Annotated in this window: 18 protein-coding genes; 13 read left to right on the top strand and 5 right to left on the bottom strand. The window is 40.0% G+C overall.

Annotated features, from left to right (window positions below; genetic code table 11):
• Positions 1-366: 366 nt before the first annotated feature.
• The 3 genes from KDU71_RS05310 to KDU71_RS05300 form a co-directional block, all read right to left on the bottom strand.
• Positions 367-1,911: an arylsulfatase gene (locus KDU71_RS05310; RefSeq protein WP_212188871.1), complete on the bottom strand. Its 1,545-nt coding sequence runs from the start codon at positions 1,909-1,911 to the stop codon at positions 367-369.
• A 128-nt stretch (positions 1,912-2,039) separates the two neighbouring features.
• On the bottom strand, positions 2,040-2,618 hold the full coding sequence (locus KDU71_RS05305) for an AraC family transcriptional regulator (protein ID WP_212188870.1): 579 nt from the start codon (positions 2,616-2,618) through the stop codon (positions 2,040-2,042).
• On the bottom strand, positions 2,618-3,022 hold the full coding sequence (locus tag KDU71_RS05300) for a hypothetical protein (protein WP_212188869.1): 405 nt from the start codon (positions 3,020-3,022) through the stop codon (positions 2,618-2,620). Before KDU71_RS05300 ends, KDU71_RS05305 begins: the two co-directional genes overlap by 1 nt.
• A gap of 211 nt (positions 3,023-3,233) precedes the next feature.
• On the opposite strand from KDU71_RS05300, the gene KDU71_RS05295 reads away from it, so the two are divergent.
• The 10 genes from KDU71_RS05295 (at position 3,234) to KDU71_RS05250 (ending at position 12,729) form a co-directional block, all read left to right on the top strand.
• On the top strand, positions 3,234-4,193 hold the full coding sequence (locus KDU71_RS05295; protein WP_212188868.1) for an AAA family ATPase: 960 nt from the start codon (positions 3,234-3,236) through the stop codon (positions 4,191-4,193).
• Positions 4,194-4,204: 11 nt separating this feature from the next.
• The gene (locus KDU71_RS05290; RefSeq protein ID WP_212188867.1) at positions 4,205-5,128 is read left to right on the top strand and encodes a DUF58 domain-containing protein; all 924 of its coding nucleotides are present in this window, start codon (positions 4,205-4,207) and stop codon (positions 5,126-5,128) included.
• Between the two features lie 61 nt (positions 5,129-5,189).
• Positions 5,190-5,654 (top strand): DUF4381 domain-containing protein, encoded by a 465-nt coding sequence (locus tag KDU71_RS05285; protein WP_212188866.1) that lies wholly within the window; start codon positions 5,190-5,192, stop codon positions 5,652-5,654.
• Positions 5,644-6,633: a VWA domain-containing protein gene (locus KDU71_RS05280; RefSeq protein ID WP_212188865.1), complete on the top strand. Its 990-nt coding sequence runs from the start codon at positions 5,644-5,646 to the stop codon at positions 6,631-6,633. The genes KDU71_RS05285 and KDU71_RS05280 overlap by 11 nt, the downstream gene beginning before the upstream one ends.
• Positions 6,634-6,688: 55 nt before the next feature.
• Positions 6,689-8,317, top strand: a complete 1,629-nt coding sequence (locus tag KDU71_RS05275; RefSeq protein ID WP_212188864.1) for a VWA domain-containing protein — start codon at positions 6,689-6,691, stop codon at positions 8,315-8,317.
• 61 nt (positions 8,318-8,378) lie between these two features.
• Positions 8,379-9,686: a BatD family protein gene (locus tag KDU71_RS05270; RefSeq protein ID WP_212188863.1), complete on the top strand. Its 1,308-nt coding sequence runs from the start codon at positions 8,379-8,381 to the stop codon at positions 9,684-9,686.
• A 442-nt stretch (positions 9,687-10,128) separates the two neighbouring features.
• Complete coding sequence (locus KDU71_RS05265; RefSeq protein ID WP_212188862.1) at positions 10,129-10,491, top strand: response regulator; 363 nt, start codon at positions 10,129-10,131, stop codon at positions 10,489-10,491.
• Between the two features lie 43 nt (positions 10,492-10,534).
• A complete protein-coding gene (locus KDU71_RS05260) occupies positions 10,535-10,900 on the top strand; it encodes a response regulator (protein WP_212188861.1) in 366 nt (121 codons plus the stop codon).
• Complete coding sequence (locus KDU71_RS05255; RefSeq protein ID WP_212188860.1) at positions 10,900-11,490, top strand: hypothetical protein; 591 nt, start codon at positions 10,900-10,902, stop codon at positions 11,488-11,490. The genes KDU71_RS05260 and KDU71_RS05255 overlap by 1 nt, the downstream gene beginning before the upstream one ends.
• Before the next feature lie 6 nt (positions 11,491-11,496).
• Entirely contained in the window at positions 11,497-12,729 is a 1,233-nt protein-coding gene (locus KDU71_RS05250) for a sensor histidine kinase (protein WP_212188859.1), read from the top strand.
• Here KDU71_RS05250 and KDU71_RS05245 read toward each other — a convergent pair.
• A complete protein-coding gene (locus KDU71_RS05245; protein WP_212188858.1) occupies positions 12,701-13,369 on the bottom strand; it encodes a response regulator transcription factor in 669 nt (222 codons plus the stop codon). The two genes, KDU71_RS05250 and KDU71_RS05245, sit on opposite strands and share 29 nt — an antisense overlap.
• A gap of 16 nt (positions 13,370-13,385) precedes the next feature.
• Positions 13,386-15,773 carry a PocR ligand-binding domain-containing protein gene (locus tag KDU71_RS05240; protein ID WP_212188857.1) on the bottom strand — a complete coding sequence of 796 codons (2,388 nt, stop codon included), beginning with the start codon at positions 15,771-15,773 and terminating at the stop codon, positions 13,386-13,388.
• A 1,181-nt stretch (positions 15,774-16,954) separates the two neighbouring features.
• Here KDU71_RS05240 and KDU71_RS05235 point away from each other — a divergent pair.
• Genes KDU71_RS05235 through KDU71_RS05225 form a run of 3 tightly spaced genes read left to right on the top strand, consistent with a single transcriptional unit; the run spans position 16,955 to position 18,697 of the window.
• Entirely contained in the window at positions 16,955-17,485 is a 531-nt protein-coding gene (locus tag KDU71_RS05235) for an OmpH family outer membrane protein (RefSeq protein WP_212188856.1), read from the top strand.
• 4 nt (positions 17,486-17,489) lie between these two features.
• Positions 17,490-18,086, top strand: coding sequence for a hypothetical protein (locus tag KDU71_RS05230; protein WP_212188855.1), 597 nt, complete (start codon positions 17,490-17,492; stop codon positions 18,084-18,086).
• The gene (locus tag KDU71_RS05225) at positions 18,083-18,697 is read left to right on the top strand and encodes a hypothetical protein (protein WP_212188854.1); all 615 of its coding nucleotides are present in this window, start codon (positions 18,083-18,085) and stop codon (positions 18,695-18,697) included. The genes KDU71_RS05230 and KDU71_RS05225 overlap by 4 nt, the downstream gene beginning before the upstream one ends.
• Positions 18,698-18,711: the final 14 nt, after the last annotated feature.

The raw sequence follows: 18,711 nt of genomic DNA, 5'->3' as shown, positions 1-18,711 counted from the left end.
CAAAATAGCCCGCTATTCTTTCGTCAATATACACTTGAAACTCACTATTTGTAAGCGTTCTGAGTTCAAAATTTTACGTCGAACTCAGGTTAATAATGAATAACAAGCAGAAGGTGTTGTTGATGCAGTACCTTTTTTTATAAATATCACTTCTTTATACTGTCCTGCAAGAACAAACTATCAAAAACGCTGAGTGAAACTTGCAGATACAGCAGGTGTGGTCGTATAGCTCTGCAGGGGTATGGTAGTAAAGCATTGCTGCGTATAGACACAAATGGCATTGAGTGGGTATATTCTCTGTTGAAAAAAGAAAAAATCCCTCTGCAAGTTAATGTTTGCAGAGGGATTTGGCTGTTGAGTAGCTCACTATGGTGTTTTCATCATGTTATTCATTACTTCTTCTAAATTAAACTTAGCCGGTTTCTGGCGCGGTGGGAACTCCTTAAAGGTGGATACCATCTCTCCAACTCTTGATTGGGCCGGAACAATCAGGAATTGTCCTACTCTTTCCATCCATTCAAAATACCCATTGGCATCAGTTGAGGCTCTTTCGTATGGATCCATTCTTAAGTCAAATATTAACGGTACACGCAATGCGGTGAAAGGTTCCATCCAAACTCTGAGCTGATGAGCTTTTTGTTCCATAAATACCAGTTTCCATCGGTCATATCGGTAAGCTACCAAATCACCATCGTCGCTCCAGTAGAAGAACTCTTTTCTTGGCCACTCTGCCTGATGCTTGTCATCGATCAGGTTAGGCAAAAGGTTATACCCATCAAGATGTACCTTGTAAGTCATGTTGCCTATTTTGTGACCTTCTTTAAGTTTATCCTTAATGTTATTTTCGCCCACTGCAGCCATTAAGGTAGGTAGCAAATCGGTGTGCGAAGTAATGCCATTTTCTATTTGTCCCGCCTTAATTTTTTCTGGCCAACGCATTGCAAAAGGAACGCGGTAACCACCTTCCCAGTTGGTGTTTTTTTCGCCTCTGAAAGGTGTTACGCCTGCATCGGGCCACATATTAAAATGCACACCATTATCTGTTGTATATATTACTATAGTATTCTCGGTAATACCTAATTCATCAAGTTTATTAAGAAGCGTTCCAATCTGATCATCATGTTGAATCATACCATCGGCATATACGTTTAAGCCAGATTTCCCTTTATAATCATCGGGTACATGGGTATGATAATGCATACGAGATGGGTTGAACCAGCAAAACCATGGTGTATCTTCATCTTCTTTTCTTTCAATGAAATCGATAGTCGCATCTAAAAACTCCTGATCGATGGTTTCCATACGTTTTTTAGAGAGTGGTCCTGTATCTTCTACTTTGCCATCGGCATTAGATTTTAATACACCACGAGGACCAAATTTTTCTTTAAATTCTGGGTTTTGAGGATAGTTTTCGTGTTCAGGAGCTTCCTCAGCATTAAGGTGGTAAAGGTTGCCAAAGAACTCATCAAAACCATGTTCTGTAGGCAAAAATTCATTTTTATCACCCAAATGGTTTTTACCAAATTGCCCGGTTGCGTAGCCAAAAGGCTTTAGTAACATTGCCAGTGTAGGATCTTCTTTTCTAAGTCCTAAATCAGCTCCAGGTAATCCAACCTTGGTTAAGCCGGTTCTTACAGGCATTTGTCCGGTAATAAATGCCGAACGACCTGCAGTACAAGACTGCTCAGCATAATAATCAGTAAACTGAACACCTTCATTAGCAATACGGTCGATATTTGGGGTGGTATACCCCATCATACCTTTATTGTTGTAGCTTAAATTAGATATGCCAATATCATCAGCCATAATCACTAAAATGTTTGGTTTAGCAGTATTTTTGCTCTTTTTTTGCGCGAATGTGGCAGGTGTAACTAATATCGCCATCAACGCTATTGAAATAATCTTTCTCATAATGTTAATCTTTTTGTTGTTGAAAGTCTGTTGATTAAATATATCTTGGATGCAAATCTACATGGAAATACACCTATAGTTCTTCAACTAATGTGACTAATATTATTGCGATTGCGTAAAGGGGGTTTTTACGACGTCTTTTTTAGTAGACCTGAAGGAGAGGTTCCAAAGTGGTCTTTAAATATTTTTGAGAAATGGCTAACAGAAGTATATCCAGTTTTATAACACACTTCGGTGATTGATAAATTTTGTTGCATAATCATCTGACGAGCCTGTTCCATTCTAACCTGTTTGCGATAGCTGGTCATGTCGGTACCATGATAAGCTTTAAATAAACGCTGTAGTTTACGTATACCTATCGAAAGCTGATTGGCAATATCAATGATTTTGATGCTTTCATCCTGCGACTCAAGTAGAATTTTTTCAACTTCAATAATGGTTTGTAAATCATCTTCATGAATAAAGTTGGTGTCAATCTTTTTGTTGGAAATATCCCTAAGAATTTGTTCCAGGGTAAGCATAATTAATTCTTCTGCCTTATTAATCCGATAACCTTTGGTAAATAAATTATCAGCCTGGTAACTTCTTAATTGATGCAATACCCGCTGAATCTCCGTTGAAAACGGATTCTTAAAACACCATTGTTTATCTGTGTCCAGGAAGCGAATGATTTCTTCTGGTAAATCGTAATATTTACATAATGCCATTAGTTTATCGAAGCTGATAAAAAATGAATTTGTTTAAATAATGTATATGCAGGGATAAAACTATTGTAGGAGTAATGACCATTAAAAAATAATACCTGATTGTGCAAGCTATGGGAATTATGCTGATTAGGCGAATCAGTTAAATCTGCTGCTTGAAAATTATATATCAGTGAGAAAAAACTTCTGGCCACTTTCCCTGTAACTTTGCGCTCAAGGTAGAAGTCTTCAAATAAATTAAAATCTGCTTCCTGAAATATCAGCCCATCAACCAACACGCTTGATTTAAGAAAGCCTTGCCCCGCATTATCAGGCATAAATAGAACACTGTCCTCGACTTTGCCTCCAACTTGTTCGGCCAGTTGCTTAAATTGATTTTCGGTTTCTGATATCTTAAAGTGTCGCATGTTTATTTATTAATTCAGCCGCATTACGGCCAAATCAAAGATAGAATATAATACCATTTTGAAGAAAGAATGTCGTTTTTCAAATAGTATCTGTCGCATTTATGGGATAGATACTACTTCAGCTAAAGTACTTTTGTTTTAGTATATTAGTTAGATATATTCAATAGAATTCTTTAAAAAGAATTGGCGAGAATTTAAAATACCTTATGATATGTTGACACAAATAAAAACACTACAGGATAACTTAAATAGGAGTATTCTGGGGCAAGAGCATCTTGTGGAACGGATGTTGATTGTGTTGCTGGCAAACGGTAATATGCTGCTTGAAGGCTTACCGGGCCTGGCCAAAACACGTGCTATCAAAAGCCTTTCAGATCAAATACAATGTGGCTTAAGCCGGATACAGTTTACGCCCGACTTATTGCCGTCTGATATTACCGGCACAACTGTGTATCAGCCAGAAGCAGAGGAGAAGTTTGTGTTCGAAAGGGGCCCCATTTTCAACAATATGATATTGGCCGATGAGATTAACCGCGCACCAGCCAAGGTGCAGGCAGCCTTGCTCGAAGCCATGGAGGAGCGTCAGGTATCGGCCGGCGGACAAACCTACCCGATGGCCAAGCTGTTTATGGTGATGGCCACGCAAAACCCTATTGAGCAGGAGGGGACCTATCCGCTGCCCGAAGCACAGATGGACCGCTTTTTGATGAAAGTGGAAATAGGCTATCCGGAAAAGGAGGCAGAAAAAGCCATTTTAGATTTGGTGCGTAGCGAAACGGCAGCTCAAAAGACAAAAAACAATGGCTCCATTCCGGAGCAGGTAATTTTTGATGCGCGTGAAGCCACCAGGGAAGTGGAAGTGAGTGAGGCCATTAAGCAATACATCGTCGACCTGGTGTTTGCCACCCGTTACCCAGGTAAATACAGCGAGGAGATGAGCGATTGGGTGGAATGTGGTGCGTCACCACGGGGTACCATTGCTCTGGAGCGTTGTGCCCGTGTGTATGCCTGGCTCAATGGACGTAATTTTGTGTCGCCCGACGATGTGAGAGCCATTGCACACGATGTGTTGCGTCACCGCCTGATTCTGTCGTACAAAGCCGAATCGGAAGGCATAAATGCCAATGTGGTGGTCGATAAACTATTAGATCTGGTAGCCGTTCCTGCTTAAAGATGCCAATCATGCAAAAGCAACATCAAATACCGGCAGAGGTGGCCGTTACTATTGAGGATTTAATGGAGCAGTCGGAATACGTTAATGCAGTTAACTTCAGTAGTAAGCAGCCTCAGCGAAGCGCCTTGTTTGGTCGGCACCGTTCATTGATTCATGGACGTGGTCTTGATTTTGACCAGGTGCGAAAGTATGTGAGGGGCGATGATGTGCGTTACATCGATTGGAAAGTAACAGCGAGAACGCAAAAAACACATCTAAAGCAATACACCGAAGAACGCGAACGCCCGGTCTTATTGGTGATCAATCAGAGCTCTTCCATGTTTTTTGGGACGACAAAGAATATGAAGTCGGTTGTGGCTGCTCGCCTGGCAGCCGTTGTAGCCCATCACATAGTAAAAGAAAAAGATCGGCTGGGAGCCATCATCTTCAACGATGAAGAGGCGAACTTGATTCGCCCCAAGGGCGGACAAAAGAACCTGGTGCAAATCATGCAGAAACTGGCTGAGGTTAATCAAAGTCTTGTGTATCAAACATACATGGCCGATAATAAAACAGTGTTAACAAATACTATGACAGCCTTGCATCAGCTAAAGCCTGTTAATCACCTGATTGTGTTTATCAGTGATTTTTTGCATTACCTGCCAGAAGTTAAATCGGCATTAGCCTCAGTGTCGCGTCACAATGATGTGGTATTGTTTAAGGTGAACGACCCCATGGAATTTGCCATGGCCGATGAAAAGTGGGTGTTATCTCAACAAGAGTTGCAATTGCTATATGATAGTACAAAAGAAAGGCTCAACAAGGGCTATGCTGAAGACACAGTTGAACGCTACCAATCCTTCTCTGACCAGATGCTGAAACATGGAATCCCGGTGTTGAAGTTTGATACCATCACGCCTGTTCAGAATCAATTGAGTGATTACTTTAAATAAACTGTAAGTATTGAGATATAACATTCTAAAGTCTTCGTACTTGGTATTGGATACTTAAAAAATGAATACAACAGATTTCACACATATCGATATAAGAGAGCCGGCACCTATTGAATTTACTTTCGATGCCATTGGCTGGAGTATCCTATTGGTTGCAGGTGTTTTAATGGTGTTGGTTTTTGCCATGATGCGCATCCGCGGATATCAGAAGGATAAATACCGGCGTGAAGCCATCAATACCATTATAAATCAACAGTTTGAAAATGCGGAAGCATTGATAAGAACTCTATCCCTTGTTCTTAAAACTGTGGCCATATCAACTTACGGGCGCGAAAAGGTAGGGACTTTATCGGGGGCACATTGGCTCAATTTTCTGATAGAAACCTGCCCGAAAATTAATCGTTACGATATGGAGTTAGTTGTAGAAGGTACTTATAACCTTGAATTAGTCAGGGATATGGATGCTGAACGACAGAATGAACTAAAGAGTAGTGTAACCTATTGGATTCAATATCATGCCCGATAATTTTGAGTTTGCATACTTCTGGGTGTTCTACCTGGTGCCGCTTCCCTTATTGATTATTTGGGTGCTGCCGGCGGTACGCATACGTAAAAAATCATTAAAGGTATCATTTCTCAGGCACGCGGCTGAGTTGAGTGGTCAGCAACCTACAAAAGGTGTGCGCCAGCTTAAACGGCCATGGATACGTCAGGTGGTGTTGTGGGCGCTTTGGACCTTGGCACTGATATCGCTGGCTCGCCCACGGCTGGTAGGTGAACCTGATTTGGTTGTGAAAACATCGCGTAACTTCCTGATGGTAGCTGATATCTCATTTAGTATGGCTCAAAAAGATTGGGAGCTGGGTGACGAGAAAGTATCGCGCTGGGAAGCTGTGAAGCATCTGATGGGTAAGTTTATTGAAGAGCGAGAGGGCGATCGCATGGGCATCCTGCTGTTTGGAAGTAATGCGTATACTCTGGCACCTTTTACAAGCGACAGTCATGCTTTGCTTCAACTGCTTGATGATACTGATGTTGGTATGGCAGGACAGCAAACCAACATTGGTCGTGCCATAGGGAAGAGCATTGAGCTTTTTGCCAACGATACCCTGCCCAACAAGGTACTGTTGCTGCTTACCGATGGGGCCGACAGCGGTATTGGAGTTTCGCCTTTTGACGCAGCAGAGCTGGCTAATACCGACAGCATCACCATCCATACCATTGGTATTGGCGATCCTGCCAGTCTGGGAGCCGATTTGGATGAAGAAGCTCTTCAGCACATTTCAAAGCTGACAAGCGGGCAATATTTTCTGGCAAAGGATGCCAGCGAAATGGAAAGGGTATTTGAGGTATTGGAAGAGATCGAGCCCGTGGAGTACGAAGATGAGACATATGTGCCGGTTCAGGAACTATATTTTTATCCTCTGGCAGCACTATTCGCTTTCTCATTTTTTACCGCCTTTTTTATTTATCTGGTTAAGCTTTTTAAAAGAAAAGAGCAATGATGAGGAGTTGGTCAGTATGACTAATTGTTTTTAACTAATGATACACCACTGAAAGATGACTGATATAACACAAATATGGGAACAGTTGCATTTTATAAGGCCCCAGGCTTTATGGCTGTTGGTGCCCGTAGTGCTCTTTCCGCTGTTTTACCTTATTCGCTCTGATAACAGTGATAAATGGGTAAAGCGTATTTCGCCTCATTTGCGTCAATATGTTATTCGGAAAGGAGATTTTAGAGCTCTGTATGCGGCCCGGTTTCTGCTGGTTTTTGGATGGGTATTGATCGTATTATCGCTGAGCGGCCCCAGCTGGAAGCAGATTGAAAAGCCGGGGGCTAAAATAGAGTCTACCAGCCTGATACTTTTGCAGGTTAATGAATCAATGCTGAATAGTGATTTGCAACCCACCCGATTGGAGCGGGCCAAGTATAAAATCAAGGATTTGCTGGATGCGAATCCAGGTATCCGCATGGGACTGATCGCCTATTCGGGTTCGGCTCACCTGGTTATTCCGCCCACCATCGATTACAAGACCATTGCTGTTCATTTGGAGGCTTTGCAGCCCAATGTCATGCCCAGGAAAGGCCACAACCTATCCGAAGCTTTGGAATTGGCCGACACTTTAACATCAGACATCACAGCTCCTGTACATTTACTATTGTTAACCGATGTGCTTGATGAGGAGATGCAATTTGCCGTGCAATCAAACATGGCTGGTCGTCATGATAAGATGACCATTATGCCTTTTACCGCAATTAATGCTGAATTGAAAGATAATGCTGCATTGCTGAGTAAGGAGCAAAATATTAATGTGCTTTTACCTGCGCTCGATGGCAGCGATGTATCACAACTGGCCCGCATGCTTGAGAAGGAAAAAGAATACCAGCTTGATGATGAATTGCAGGAATCCATTTGGGTAGAGCATGGTTATTACCTGGTTTGGGCCATTGCCGTTCTGATTCTGTTCTGGTTCCGCAAGGGATTTATGCCTACTCTTATGGTGGCCGCTTTGTTAAGTAGTTGTACAATGGAGCACGGTGCCAATGACTTGTTTTATACCCCGGACTACCAGGGACAAAAGGCTTTTGATAAGGGTAATTATAGTGAAGCAGCAGAATTATTTGAAGATGCCCAGCATAAGGGAACAGCATATTTTAGAGCTGGTGAATATAAAAAGGCAGTAAAGGCCTTTTCAGCTGATTCATCGGCGACCGGCTATTACAATATGGGCGTTGCGTTTTTGAGAGACAGTAGCTATAACCAGGCCTATAATGCTTTTTATCGCGCTTATATGGCTGATAGTACCTATCCTGGTAGTGCCGAAGCCATTCATAGCATTCAGCAATGGTTTATTCAGCAAAACGATCAGTTTGAAGCATTGTCAGATACAGCTGCTGTGGCTTTGTTTGAGAAGATGAAGCAGAATCAGAGTCCTGAAGAGGATCTGGGGGGAGGCGGGCAGGAAGCCACGGAAGAGCAGATGCAGGAAGAGCGGCTGATGGAAGAGGCAGAATCGGAAGTGCATGGTGCTGAGGAAGAGGAAGACCTTCCTGATGAGTTTGAGCAGGATGCCGGCATGGATGCGCGCCAGGTGATGATACGTGATGTTCAGGAAGATCCGGGTGAATTTTTGAAGCGTAAGTTTGAGTATCAACTTAAGAAAAGAAGTTCAAAGAAGAAATAAATCTGTGAATGTTCTGAATGTAATATTCAATGTTTTGGATGAGTTTAAGATTTAATGGATTATGAATAGTGTTAGTAAAATTGTTGTTCTTCATATTGTTGCTCAGCTGGTGTTGTTGGTTCCACTGCCCGGGCAAAATGTTTATACCAGGGTGAGTGTTTCGCCACGTAGTGTTTATGTGGGGCAGCCAAGCCGCTATTCAGTTAAGATATATACCGATACCTGGTTTACTGATGGTGCCGAATTCGCGCCTTTTAATCAGGGTGATGCCTTTGTAGTGCCAGCGGCCAACCAGGTAGGTAGCGAGCGCATCAATGGCAAAACCTACAGTTATGTAGAGCACAACTATTGGATTTATCCGTACAACGAAGGTGAATTAGAACTGCCGCAGCAAAAAGTAGTCGTGCACAGTCCGGCACCAGGGCAGTTTAAAGCATTACCACAGGTTAAAATTACGGCCTCTAAAACTTTAAATGTCATTGCCAATCCGCCTAATGTGGATGCAGATAACTGGGTGGTGGCGCAAAGCATGAGCCGAAAAGATACCTGGTCGCGCCCTGTTAAGACCATCAAAGTTGGCGAAGTATTGGAGCGTACGGTAGATATTCAGGCCTTTGGCACCATGGCCGCTTTTATGCCTTCACTCGACTGGGGAACAGCTGAGGGCATCAGTATTTATCCGCAAACAGCTAATCTGACAACAGAGACACCTGATCGTACTTCGGCCATTATTGCCAGAGAAAAACAAACTGTGGCTTACCTGTTCGAAAAACAGGGTGTAGTGATCATACCTGCCGTTAATCTTGGATACTGGAATGTAAAACAACATCGCTGGATTGACCGCTCGCTGCCAGCCATACAAGTTGAGGTGCTGCCCAACGAAGATTTAAGCGTTTTGGCATCGCACAAAGAGATGCTGGGAGTCACAATTGGAGAAGGTGAAACCCCACTTGCTGAAGAACAAACAGCAACCTCCATCTGGATGAAGCTACTTAAGTGGATGATATTTTCGGTAGCTGCTGCTGTCTTCATTTTCATGTTTATGAGAATGATTAATCAGCTCATTCGTATAAATTCAAAACGACGGCAATCGGAAGCATATGCTTATCGTAAACTGATAAAAACAGCAGATGATGATTCGACCTATTACATGCAGCTTTACCAATGGTTAAGTATGTTTTCATCCTCCAAAAGTCTTGAGGGACTAGTGAAGGCAGAATGCTCTGCAGCATTGCAAAAAAGCTTTGAGGACGAATACAATTATATTTTAGGCAATGAACAGAACAGCGAAACAAAACGAGCATTCTTTAAAGTTTTGCGTAAGGAACTTATTCAAAAGAAAATACGCGCAGAAGGATTGAATCCATAGCAAGCGCCGCTATAGGAATACACCCCTGAATAAAGCTGCACTAGCTCAGTTCCTTAGGATTGACGCCTTTTGCCTTCTTATACATCTTAAAAGTTTGAATAGGTATAGAGGATACGTATTCTATAAAAGGTTAAAGCGCATTTTACCTAATGCACACAGAGTATTTCTAATTCATATCAACTAATACTATGTGTAAATGGACTTGGCACATTGCCGCTTCATGTCCCTTTTTCTAATGAGTATTAAGCCAAAAGAGAAAGCTGGTGGGTATCACTCGTCATACAAAACCTTAATTACTAGGGATAATTCTCATATAAATAGGGATAATGCGCATGTTGAAATAGGTAAAACAAATTCTTATTTAGCCCGTTAAGCTAATATTTTTGTCACAAGAAAGTAATAGTGCGTTTAACCACCAATTAAGCACGTTAATCGAAGGAGTATGACAAAAGTTTTAATAGTTGATGATGCCAGTGAAGCTCGCCTTATCGGAAAGTACCTCTTGCGACCATATAATGTTGAGGTTTTTGAGGCAAGTAATGGTAAGGAAGCTTGGACTGTTATTATCCGCGAAAAGCCTGATGTTATATTATTGGATTTGAAAATGCCTTTGATGGATGGTTTTGAGGTTTTGCAGGAGCTACACAGCGAGGCATATCAGATCCCTGTTATTGTCATTACTTCTGATACATCAAATGATGTTCACAAGTTGTGTCAGGCTTTAGGTGTACTTGGCATATTTTCTAAACCCGTAAACTTAAAAGGCTTTCATAGCACTTTTAGCAATGTGTGTCAACTCAGTTAGAAGTTGGTTAACACTGTTAAAGGATTTTAAAATAAACACCCATATGATTAAAATTTTGATTGTTGACGACTCATTCGCCGCGCGTATGTATCTGGCCAACCTACTTGATGACCAAGACTGTTTTCTGCATTTTGCAGGCGATGGAAAAGAGGCACTGGATAAAATAAAAACCTATAATCCAGACCTGATGATCATTGATTTATTGATGCCTGAAATGGATGGAACTGAGGTGTTAAAAAGGTTGCGCAGTATCAATATTGCACCCTATACCATTGTTTTGTCTGCCGATATACAGGAACCTACACAAAAACGTTGCCTTGAACTTGGTGCCAATGCTTTCTTAGCAAAACCCGTTAATAAGCAGGTGCTTACTGATCAAATTCAACTATTGCTTAAAAACAATTTGTGATGGAATTATCTGCGCTTCAACTCGATGCTTTAAAGGAGTTGATAAACATTGGGGTTGGTAAAGGTGCCAGTCTGCTCAATCGGATGTTAAATAAGCCCATTGAGCTAAAAACGATTCATGTGCATATTGTTGATTGGCACGATGACGTTTTGCAGGAGTATCAGACTAAAAATGCGTCGATTGTGCACATGGACTTTAATGGCCAGATAAACGGCCGTGCCAATTTGATATTTCCAAACCGCGATGCTATTCGTCTGCTTGGTTTAATTGCACCCTGGCTCAATGTGGATACAAGCATTAGCCATGTTAAAAAGAATGTGTTGACTGAAGTGGGAAACATTGTCATCAATGGTGTTATAGGCAGTCTTAACAATGTGCTCAACCTGCATTCATCCTATACCCTTCCTTGTTATTCAGATGGTGCATTGTATGATTTCTTTGTTGGTATGGGAAAGGGCAAATTTATTTTAGCTAATACGCAATATGCGATAGAAGAGCAAGCTATAAAAGGCACTCTGCTTATTTTTTTAGAGCTAAATTCATTTCAGGTATTGGGAGAACTTCTTGATAATATAAACGGTAACGCTTAGGACTTGATGACAAATGAAGAATTAACAGCAGTATATAATCCTGTTCCTTTGGGTATATGCGTTTTAAACAGACAAAAGCATATCGTTTTTGTTAATAAGGGTTTCAGGGAGCTGCTGAATGATAAGCGGAAGCAAGTAGAAGGTTGGCCGCTGGAGAAATTGTTTCCTGTTTTTGAGCAGAGCTATTTTAAGCAACGCCTCGAACAGGTATTTAATGAAAACGTTCCACTGTTTTTATCATCGGGTTTGCATGGGGTAGAGGTTGCTCAGGGATTAGGCAAAAAAGATGCTTACTGCGAGGTGTCGTTGGCTCCATTGATAAAGCGTGATGATCATTATGCCGAACAAGTAGTATTGACTGTGGAAGAGGTGACATCAACTGTAAAGCAGATAAAACAGCAAAAGAATCTACTGAAGTGCTTACGCAGGCAACTGAAGGAATCGGAGGCTGTTAAACAAATTATGGAAGGTGTGCAGTTGGAGCTGCAAGAGGCCAATGCGGCAAAAGATAAACTCTTTTCTATTATAGGGCATGATTTAAAAACACCCTTTAGTGCGCTGGTGGCTATAAGCGATTTGCTGATGAACAATAGTCATAAAGATACTGATGGGAAGGAGCGCCGACGACTATACGAAGCTATTTGGCTTACTGCCACTCAGGGTATTGAGTTTGTGACTAATCTGTTGAATTGGGCGCAGTCACAATCAAATAGTATCACCGCTTTGCCCTGCCATTTCGATCTGGATAAGCTGCTGAGTGAGCTACAGGCCTTCTACCGGTTAAGCATGCAAAAAAAGTCAATTAGTATGCGGCTGACATATAATACGAGTAATAGCCGGGTATTTGCCGATATGGATATGATAAAAGTGGTTTTACAAAATTTACTCTCAAACGCTATTAAGTTCTCCAGAAATACGCAACTCATAGAAATAGAACTAGTAGCGGAGAATGGTAATCGTACCCGCATACTTGTGAAGGACAAAGGGCTTGGTATGCCAGCTCATATACTAAAGAGTATTATGCGAAAGAAAAGGGTTAAACCGGGTTTAGGCGCCAATATGGAGAAAGGAACAGGTATTGGGTTGTCAGTTTGTCACGAATTTCTGGAAGCCAACAACAGTTCGTTGCTGATTGAGAGTATCCCTGGCAAAGGGAGTACTTTCAGCTTTTCGTTGGCTAATAGCGCAAAGGGTTTCCATTCGCAGTCCATTACAGATGTGTCAGAGCATCCAAACTAACCAGTTTATTTTTGATGCTGTATATCACCAACCTGATAAGGTTTTTGCATCCGGTTTTGGCAAGTATATTTTCTTTATGCTTGTCAACCGTTTTTTCCGATATATGCAGGCTGCTTGCTATCTCCTGGCGGCTTAGGCCTTTGCATAGTAAAATAAGTAGCTGTTTTTCACGAACTGTTAATGATACAGGTGAGTTGTTTACTTGGTGCGAGTTGCCGTTGATGGCTCGTTTTGATAATGATAGTACTATTTTATTGGAGAAGTAGTTGTTTTCATTCATTACAGCTTCAATGGCTTTGTTTATCTCATCAGGTGTCGCTTCTTTAAGCAGGTAACCATCCACACCGGCATCTATCATTTTTTCCACATGCTCCAGGCTCTCTAACGACGATAGAGCGATTACTTTTACATCTGAATGATTGGCTTTGATGTGCCTTGTTGCTTCAATGCCATCCATAACCGGCATCATTATATCCATAAACACAATATGAGGTAGATAGCCACTTTCAATCAGCTCGATAAACTGTCGACCATTAGCTGCTGTTTCCAGTCTTTCAATCTTACGATTTAAGCTAAGGTATGATTTAAAACCTTCAATAAACAGGGGGTGATCGTCTACTATAGCAATTGTGTAATTCATGTGATTGGTGTTGAAGTTAGTATTTAAGTTGTATTCCAACAATCAAGCCAAAACCCTTTATTGGAAAAAACTGGCACGCTCCACCGTAAGTGCGTACCCTGGTCATGATGTTTTTAATGCCCATGCCTGCGCCCTTTAAACTGTTATCCAGGGAAAAGTTACCATGGCCATTATCTTCATACAGCAAGAATATCTCGCCGTTGTGGTTAAATAGGCTAACTGTCATAGAGTCTGCCTTGCCATGTTTGATTGAATTGCTTATTAATTCCGATACTATCCGGTATATGGTTAGCTGCACATCTTTACCTGGCTCTTTTGTTAGGTTATCGGTTAGAAATTTAATGTTCAGCTTATCAAATTTGCTATAAAGTAGTCGAATAGCATTAAGACTTTCGGCTAAACCAAGTGTTTCAAGTTCTGGGGGTTTTAGTTCACGAGCCACTAACCTGATGTCATTAGCAGTTTGTTTTACAATACTGTCAACCTGCTGCAAAAGCTTATTTTGAGGATATTGAGTATTAAGGGTATTCATATACATGCTGATAGCCGACATGGTAGCACCAATTGAGTCGTGTAGCTCCATTGATATACGCGTCCTTTGTCGTTCCTCAGCATCCCAAATAGCCGACACTATTTGTTTATCCTGCTCCTTTTGTTGAGTGATGTCAAGGGATATACCTCTAATGCCCTTTAATACGCCATTTTTATCGTAAATGGGTTTGCCTGATGCTTTTAAGTAAGTCCGTTTGTGGCTTTTATCCAGAAATACTTCAAAATCGTTAAATTCATGGGGGCACAAATGAAATGTAGAAATAAACTTAAACAGTTTGCCATGTAGTTCAGGATCGAAAAGAAAGTGTATAGGTTGTCCAATTAGTTCCTCAACCTGGTAATTGGAGTAGCGGTATATGTTGGGCGAAACAAATTGTATAATCCCGCGCATATCTACCTCCCACACAATACCCGAAAGGTGCTCAACTATCTCCTTATAATCGTGGCGGGTTTGCTGCAGTAATTTACGCTGCTCAATAACACGGCCTTCCAGTTTATTCTTGTAGCGCATTAACTCTTCTTCCATGGCCTTATGTTCTGTTACGTCTTCCTTGATAGCGACAAAATGAGTTATGACTCCCTCCTTAAGCACCGGACTTATTATGCAATCTTCCCAAAAAAAGGAACCGTCTTTTCTTTTATTTTGAAATGTGCCTTTCCATGTGCGCCCTTCGCTTATTGTTTGCCAAAGGGCATTATATGCAGCTGTTGATGTAGCTCCAGATTTCAGGATTCGGGGATTTTTACCTTTTACTTCATTGAATTTATAGCCCGTATTGCGGGTGAAGCACTCATTAATGTATTCGATGTTTGCATCACTATCGGTAATAACAATGGCAACCGGACTCTGATCAATAATATGCATTAGTTTTTTTACCTCATCATAAGCTGATGCTTCGTAGGTAATGTTGCGAATGTGAAGAGTTGTACCACCAAACTGATTATGAGCATTTCGCCTGCAAGCAACGGTTGCTTTATATTGTTGCCCGGGATAACGGCTATATAACTGAAAGTAGAAACTTTCGGCTTGGTGGGTAAGTTTAACATTAGATAGTGTTCGTGTGAGTCGTCGTTTAAATTGTTGATCGATATTTATGGTGGTGAAGTGTTTACCTTTAATATTGTCGTAATTATCTTCCAACAAGCCAATTTTAAAATGAGTATACATAGTTTCAAAGCAGTCATTTGTATCCAGCGAATAGATGTAGTCCTCAAGTGAAAGAAGTGTTGTGGTTAGTATCTCGTTACGTTTATTAAATGCAATATTCGATGGCGTATTGTAATTGATTGTTTCACCAATGTCTTTCTTCCAATTGTGTTGGCCTGCATTGGTGACAATCATCTTAGCAAGCGACTTAAGAAAAGTTACGATGCTGTCCACTTTTTCCTGTGAAAACACCTCAATGGCTTTAATGCTAGCCAAATATTCTGCTTTATTAAATCCGTATTTATCAGCTTTTGCAGCGTAGCTATCGATATCAGGTGTTTGCATGAAAAACTGGCCAGAAAACAGATTGCCAATGTGCTTTCGTTTGTAATGCACCGGAACGGCTATATCAACAAGACCATTAAGGCAGGTATAAATAGCATAATCTTTTCCGCCCTTTAAGTGAGTTGCCAGATATGTATCACTTATGATGCAGTTTTTCTTTGTTGATTCACATTGTCGATGAAAATGTGTACATACATGAGCCCAACCAGCACCAAAGTGTGAGCCATTGGAATTGTACAATAAGTTACCATTGACGTCAGTAAATGTTACAGCAACGCCACTCAAGGCATAAAAACTCTTAAAAAGCGCCTGAAGATTATTTAATTCTATTATAGAATGAAGTTGCTGGCTGCCTTGCATCAAAGTTTTTACAACAAATGTAGAAGCTTTTCTTTAAATAGGTATTTGTACGTAGAAAAATAGGTAATATCCCTATGAAAATCGGTAGAATACTTATTTAAAAAAGACTAAAAAGTGATGAATTTTGGATAATTAATAAGATTTCCAACAACGCAAAAGAAGTAGATCAGTTATGTTTGTTATGGTAACATTGCGCCATAGAGTAATGGTATTAGGTGGGCAAGGCAACGGTTTTGCCCACTTATTTTTAATTGTATTTAGTATAGATGCCATGCAAAAAAAAATCACCCGAAGGTGATTTGTAATTGTGGAGCTGCGGGGGATATCTCACTTATTAAAATTATACTTACCTAATTGTATTTTTCCTATCCTCAGGACTCGTCTTGAATTTAAAATACCTTTAATTGTAATATGAAACTGTAGAAATGTTTATATCAATTCTAAATTAAGGCTATATGCTTATTATATGGAATTGACGTAAAAGTCTTATTTTATCACGTTTGTAATAGCAATGGAGGTATAACTATACGTGTGTGCTAGTTGTAATTTTTATTTCAATAATTAATTTAAAATATTATACTTGTAAGGTCTATTTTGGACAATTGGGAGTCATTTTATTACAAGGGAATTGTTAGTTGATACGTTTGACTAATGTCAAAGTATTAATTAATGACATATAGGTGAGTATTATTAATTACCAGAATAAATACTGGTAAAATAGTAAAACTTTATACTGAACCTAGTACATTATGAAAAATCCTCTTTTGATTACCCGCGTTGTAATTCATTCTTCTTTTAAATTGCAACAGCCACATCCATCAGGAACTAGATACTATTCAAATTGTTTTTTTTAAGGTCTGCGAATTATTGAATTATCAGAACAAGGAAATTCTTTGACTGTAACTGGTGTTATTATGGAGTCATCGATGATTTCATAGAATGGACAAATTATATCTTTTCATAGACAAGTATATTCTGTCATATTTAGCAATATATAAATAACGAGATTTTTATAAATCCTATATGTGAATTATTGAAAAATACATCACTAAAGTATCAAAGAAGAATATGTTGTTATTGCCTTATAACTTATGATTGATACTTGCTGCTTAGCAATTTATATTGAATCTATTGGAGAGTATCCAACGATAATTTTTATAAATAATCAAATTAAAAATAATATGAAGAAACTTTTATTAGCATTTGTGGTAGCTGGCTTTTTTGCAAGCTGTAATAATGAAAAAACCTGTTATGTGGAAACTCACATATTACTTGAGCAATATGAAGGCATGAAAAAAGCTCGTGTGGATATTGATGCAAAGAACTTGGAATATAGCGCTGGTGTCGATAGCTTGATAAACCTGTTCCAAGATGATCTTAAAGCATATGAGCAAGGTCGCAAAAAGATGAGTACTAAGGAACGCGAGCTTAAGGAAGAATTGCTTCATGTCCGCCAGCAGCAGGTGGCCAGTTATCAGCAGGCCATGCAGAAAAAAGCTATGGAGGAGGAGCAAAAAATTAAACAGACACACATCAATCGTATAAATGATTTTTTGAAAAAATACGGTAAAGAAAAAGGTTATCGGTATATACTTGGCGCCAATGGTAGTGGCAATGTTGTGTATGCACAAGAAGATCTAAATATCACTGAAGAAGTGCTTGAAGGACTAAATAAACAGTACAACACAGAAAACGGACTAAATAAGCAGTAACCTTATGAAGAAACATATTCTATTAGGGTTATTGTTGTCAGTAACCGGCCAACTCTTTGCCCAGCTGTTAGAATACAGAAGGGGTTATATTATCGATAAAGACAGTGTTAAAAGGGAATGCATGGTGAAGTACAGGAGTGAAGGCGGTATTGTTACAAAGTCCATTAATAAAGATGACGGAGAAAAGCAGACTTATCTGGCTTCAGAGGTATTAGGCTACGGCCAGGAAAATGACCATTATATAGTTCTTAAAGATGTACGGACAAAGGTAAGTACGATTGGCCAAGACAAGCATGAGTTTATGTTTGCCAAATTAGAAGTTGAGGGCAGGATAAGCCTTTACTCAACGGTTGTTAGGTATAAATCTAGCAGCTATGGTTTTAATTACGAACGGGTATATATTGCTGAAAAGCTTCCTGAATATTCTCCTATCCAGTTTCGCAGACAAAAAAAGAAACAACTGGCATTACTGGTAGAGCTTATGAAAGATTTGCCGGAGGTTCAGCAAAAGATTGGAACCAAAAAGCTAAGGGAAGATGAGCTAAAACAGCTGATACGTTACTACAATAGTCAAACGAATAAAGACCAAGGGAACAAATGAAACGGGAAGAATCCATTTTTATGTTGGCATTGTTTGTCTTTCTGTTGTTAATCGCATCGTGCCAAAAACAATTAAGTCATCCTGAATTTCTGGAATATATTAATAACCCTGATAATGGCTTGTTACAGGAAAAAGAAATAAATAATGTTTCTGTTTCTCTTCAGTACTGGCCTCAGGAATTGGTGACTTATCAGGAATTTCAGGGTCTTGATAGTATCTCCACACAAGTGTATTTAAATGAGTTAGCAAACTATAAGCAATACCATTACATCAAGTTAAAACTATCAGCTCATGGGCAAGGTTTGTTACATGCCTATGTGCGCGACCGGTTTAAGTATTCTCAGCTGGTTAATACGTTATCATTTGGTATGGGACAAAATGCCTATCTGATAAAACAGCCCACTGACACCCTGGAGTTTGTCGACTGTTTTATCCCTCGCTACTATGGCATCAATACCTCTACTGACCTGATGTTGATTTATAAAGCAGATAAAGATTTAGACACTGATTTTCGCTTTCAATTGAAAGACCTGGATATTGGGACGGGCGAACTCAGTTTTACCATTACTAAAGATGCTATTTTAAATATACCTGATTTAATAATTGAATAAGCACATATAAAACT

This window comes from Carboxylicivirga sediminis (assembly GCF_018156225.1).
Lineage (GTDB): Bacteria > Bacteroidota > Bacteroidia > Bacteroidales > Marinilabiliaceae > Carboxylicivirga > Carboxylicivirga sediminis.
This window is presented reverse-complemented; position numbering and strand designations above follow the sequence as displayed.

What these genes read in the sequence shown, in the direction of transcription:
- KDU71_RS05260 (WP_212188861.1), top strand. Translation starts at nt 10,535, where the DNA reads ATGATTAAAATTTTGATTGTTGACGACTCATTCGCCGCGCGTATGTAT.
- KDU71_RS05230 (WP_212188855.1), top strand. Translation starts at nt 17,490, where the DNA reads ATGAAGAAACATATTCTATTAGGGTTATTGTTGTCAGTAACCGGCCAA.
- KDU71_RS05280 (WP_212188865.1), top strand. Translation starts at nt 5,644, where the DNA reads ATGCCCGATAATTTTGAGTTTGCATACTTCTGGGTGTTCTACCTGGTG.
- KDU71_RS05305 (WP_212188870.1), bottom strand. Translation starts at nt 2,618, where the DNA reads ATGGCATTATGTAAATATTACGATTTACCAGAAGAAATCATTCGCTTC.
- KDU71_RS05265 (WP_212188862.1), top strand. Translation starts at nt 10,129, where the DNA reads ATGACAAAAGTTTTAATAGTTGATGATGCCAGTGAAGCTCGCCTTATC.
- KDU71_RS05285 (WP_212188866.1), top strand. Translation starts at nt 5,190, where the DNA reads ATGAATACAACAGATTTCACACATATCGATATAAGAGAGCCGGCACCT.
- KDU71_RS05235 (WP_212188856.1), top strand. Translation starts at nt 16,955, where the DNA reads ATGAAGAAACTTTTATTAGCATTTGTGGTAGCTGGCTTTTTTGCAAGC.
- KDU71_RS05310 (WP_212188871.1), bottom strand. Translation starts at nt 1,911, where the DNA reads ATGAGAAAGATTATTTCAATAGCGTTGATGGCGATATTAGTTACACCT.
- KDU71_RS05275 (WP_212188864.1), top strand. Translation starts at nt 6,689, where the DNA reads ATGACTGATATAACACAAATATGGGAACAGTTGCATTTTATAAGGCCC.
- KDU71_RS05225 (WP_212188854.1), top strand. Translation starts at nt 18,083, where the DNA reads ATGAAACGGGAAGAATCCATTTTTATGTTGGCATTGTTTGTCTTTCTG.
- KDU71_RS05270 (WP_212188863.1), top strand. Translation starts at nt 8,379, where the DNA reads ATGAATAGTGTTAGTAAAATTGTTGTTCTTCATATTGTTGCTCAGCTG.
- KDU71_RS05295 (WP_212188868.1), top strand. Translation starts at nt 3,234, where the DNA reads ATGTTGACACAAATAAAAACACTACAGGATAACTTAAATAGGAGTATT.
- KDU71_RS05300 (WP_212188869.1), bottom strand. Translation starts at nt 3,022, where the DNA reads ATGCGACACTTTAAGATATCAGAAACCGAAAATCAATTTAAGCAACTG.
- KDU71_RS05290 (WP_212188867.1), top strand. Translation starts at nt 4,205, where the DNA reads ATGCAAAAGCAACATCAAATACCGGCAGAGGTGGCCGTTACTATTGAG.
- KDU71_RS05240 (WP_212188857.1), bottom strand. Translation starts at nt 15,773, where the DNA reads ATGCAAGGCAGCCAGCAACTTCATTCTATAATAGAATTAAATAATCTT.
- KDU71_RS05255 (WP_212188860.1), top strand. Translation starts at nt 10,900, where the DNA reads ATGGAATTATCTGCGCTTCAACTCGATGCTTTAAAGGAGTTGATAAAC.
- KDU71_RS05245 (WP_212188858.1), bottom strand. Translation starts at nt 13,369, where the DNA reads ATGAATTACACAATTGCTATAGTAGACGATCACCCCCTGTTTATTGAA.
- KDU71_RS05250 (WP_212188859.1), top strand. Translation starts at nt 11,497, where the DNA reads ATGACAAATGAAGAATTAACAGCAGTATATAATCCTGTTCCTTTGGGT.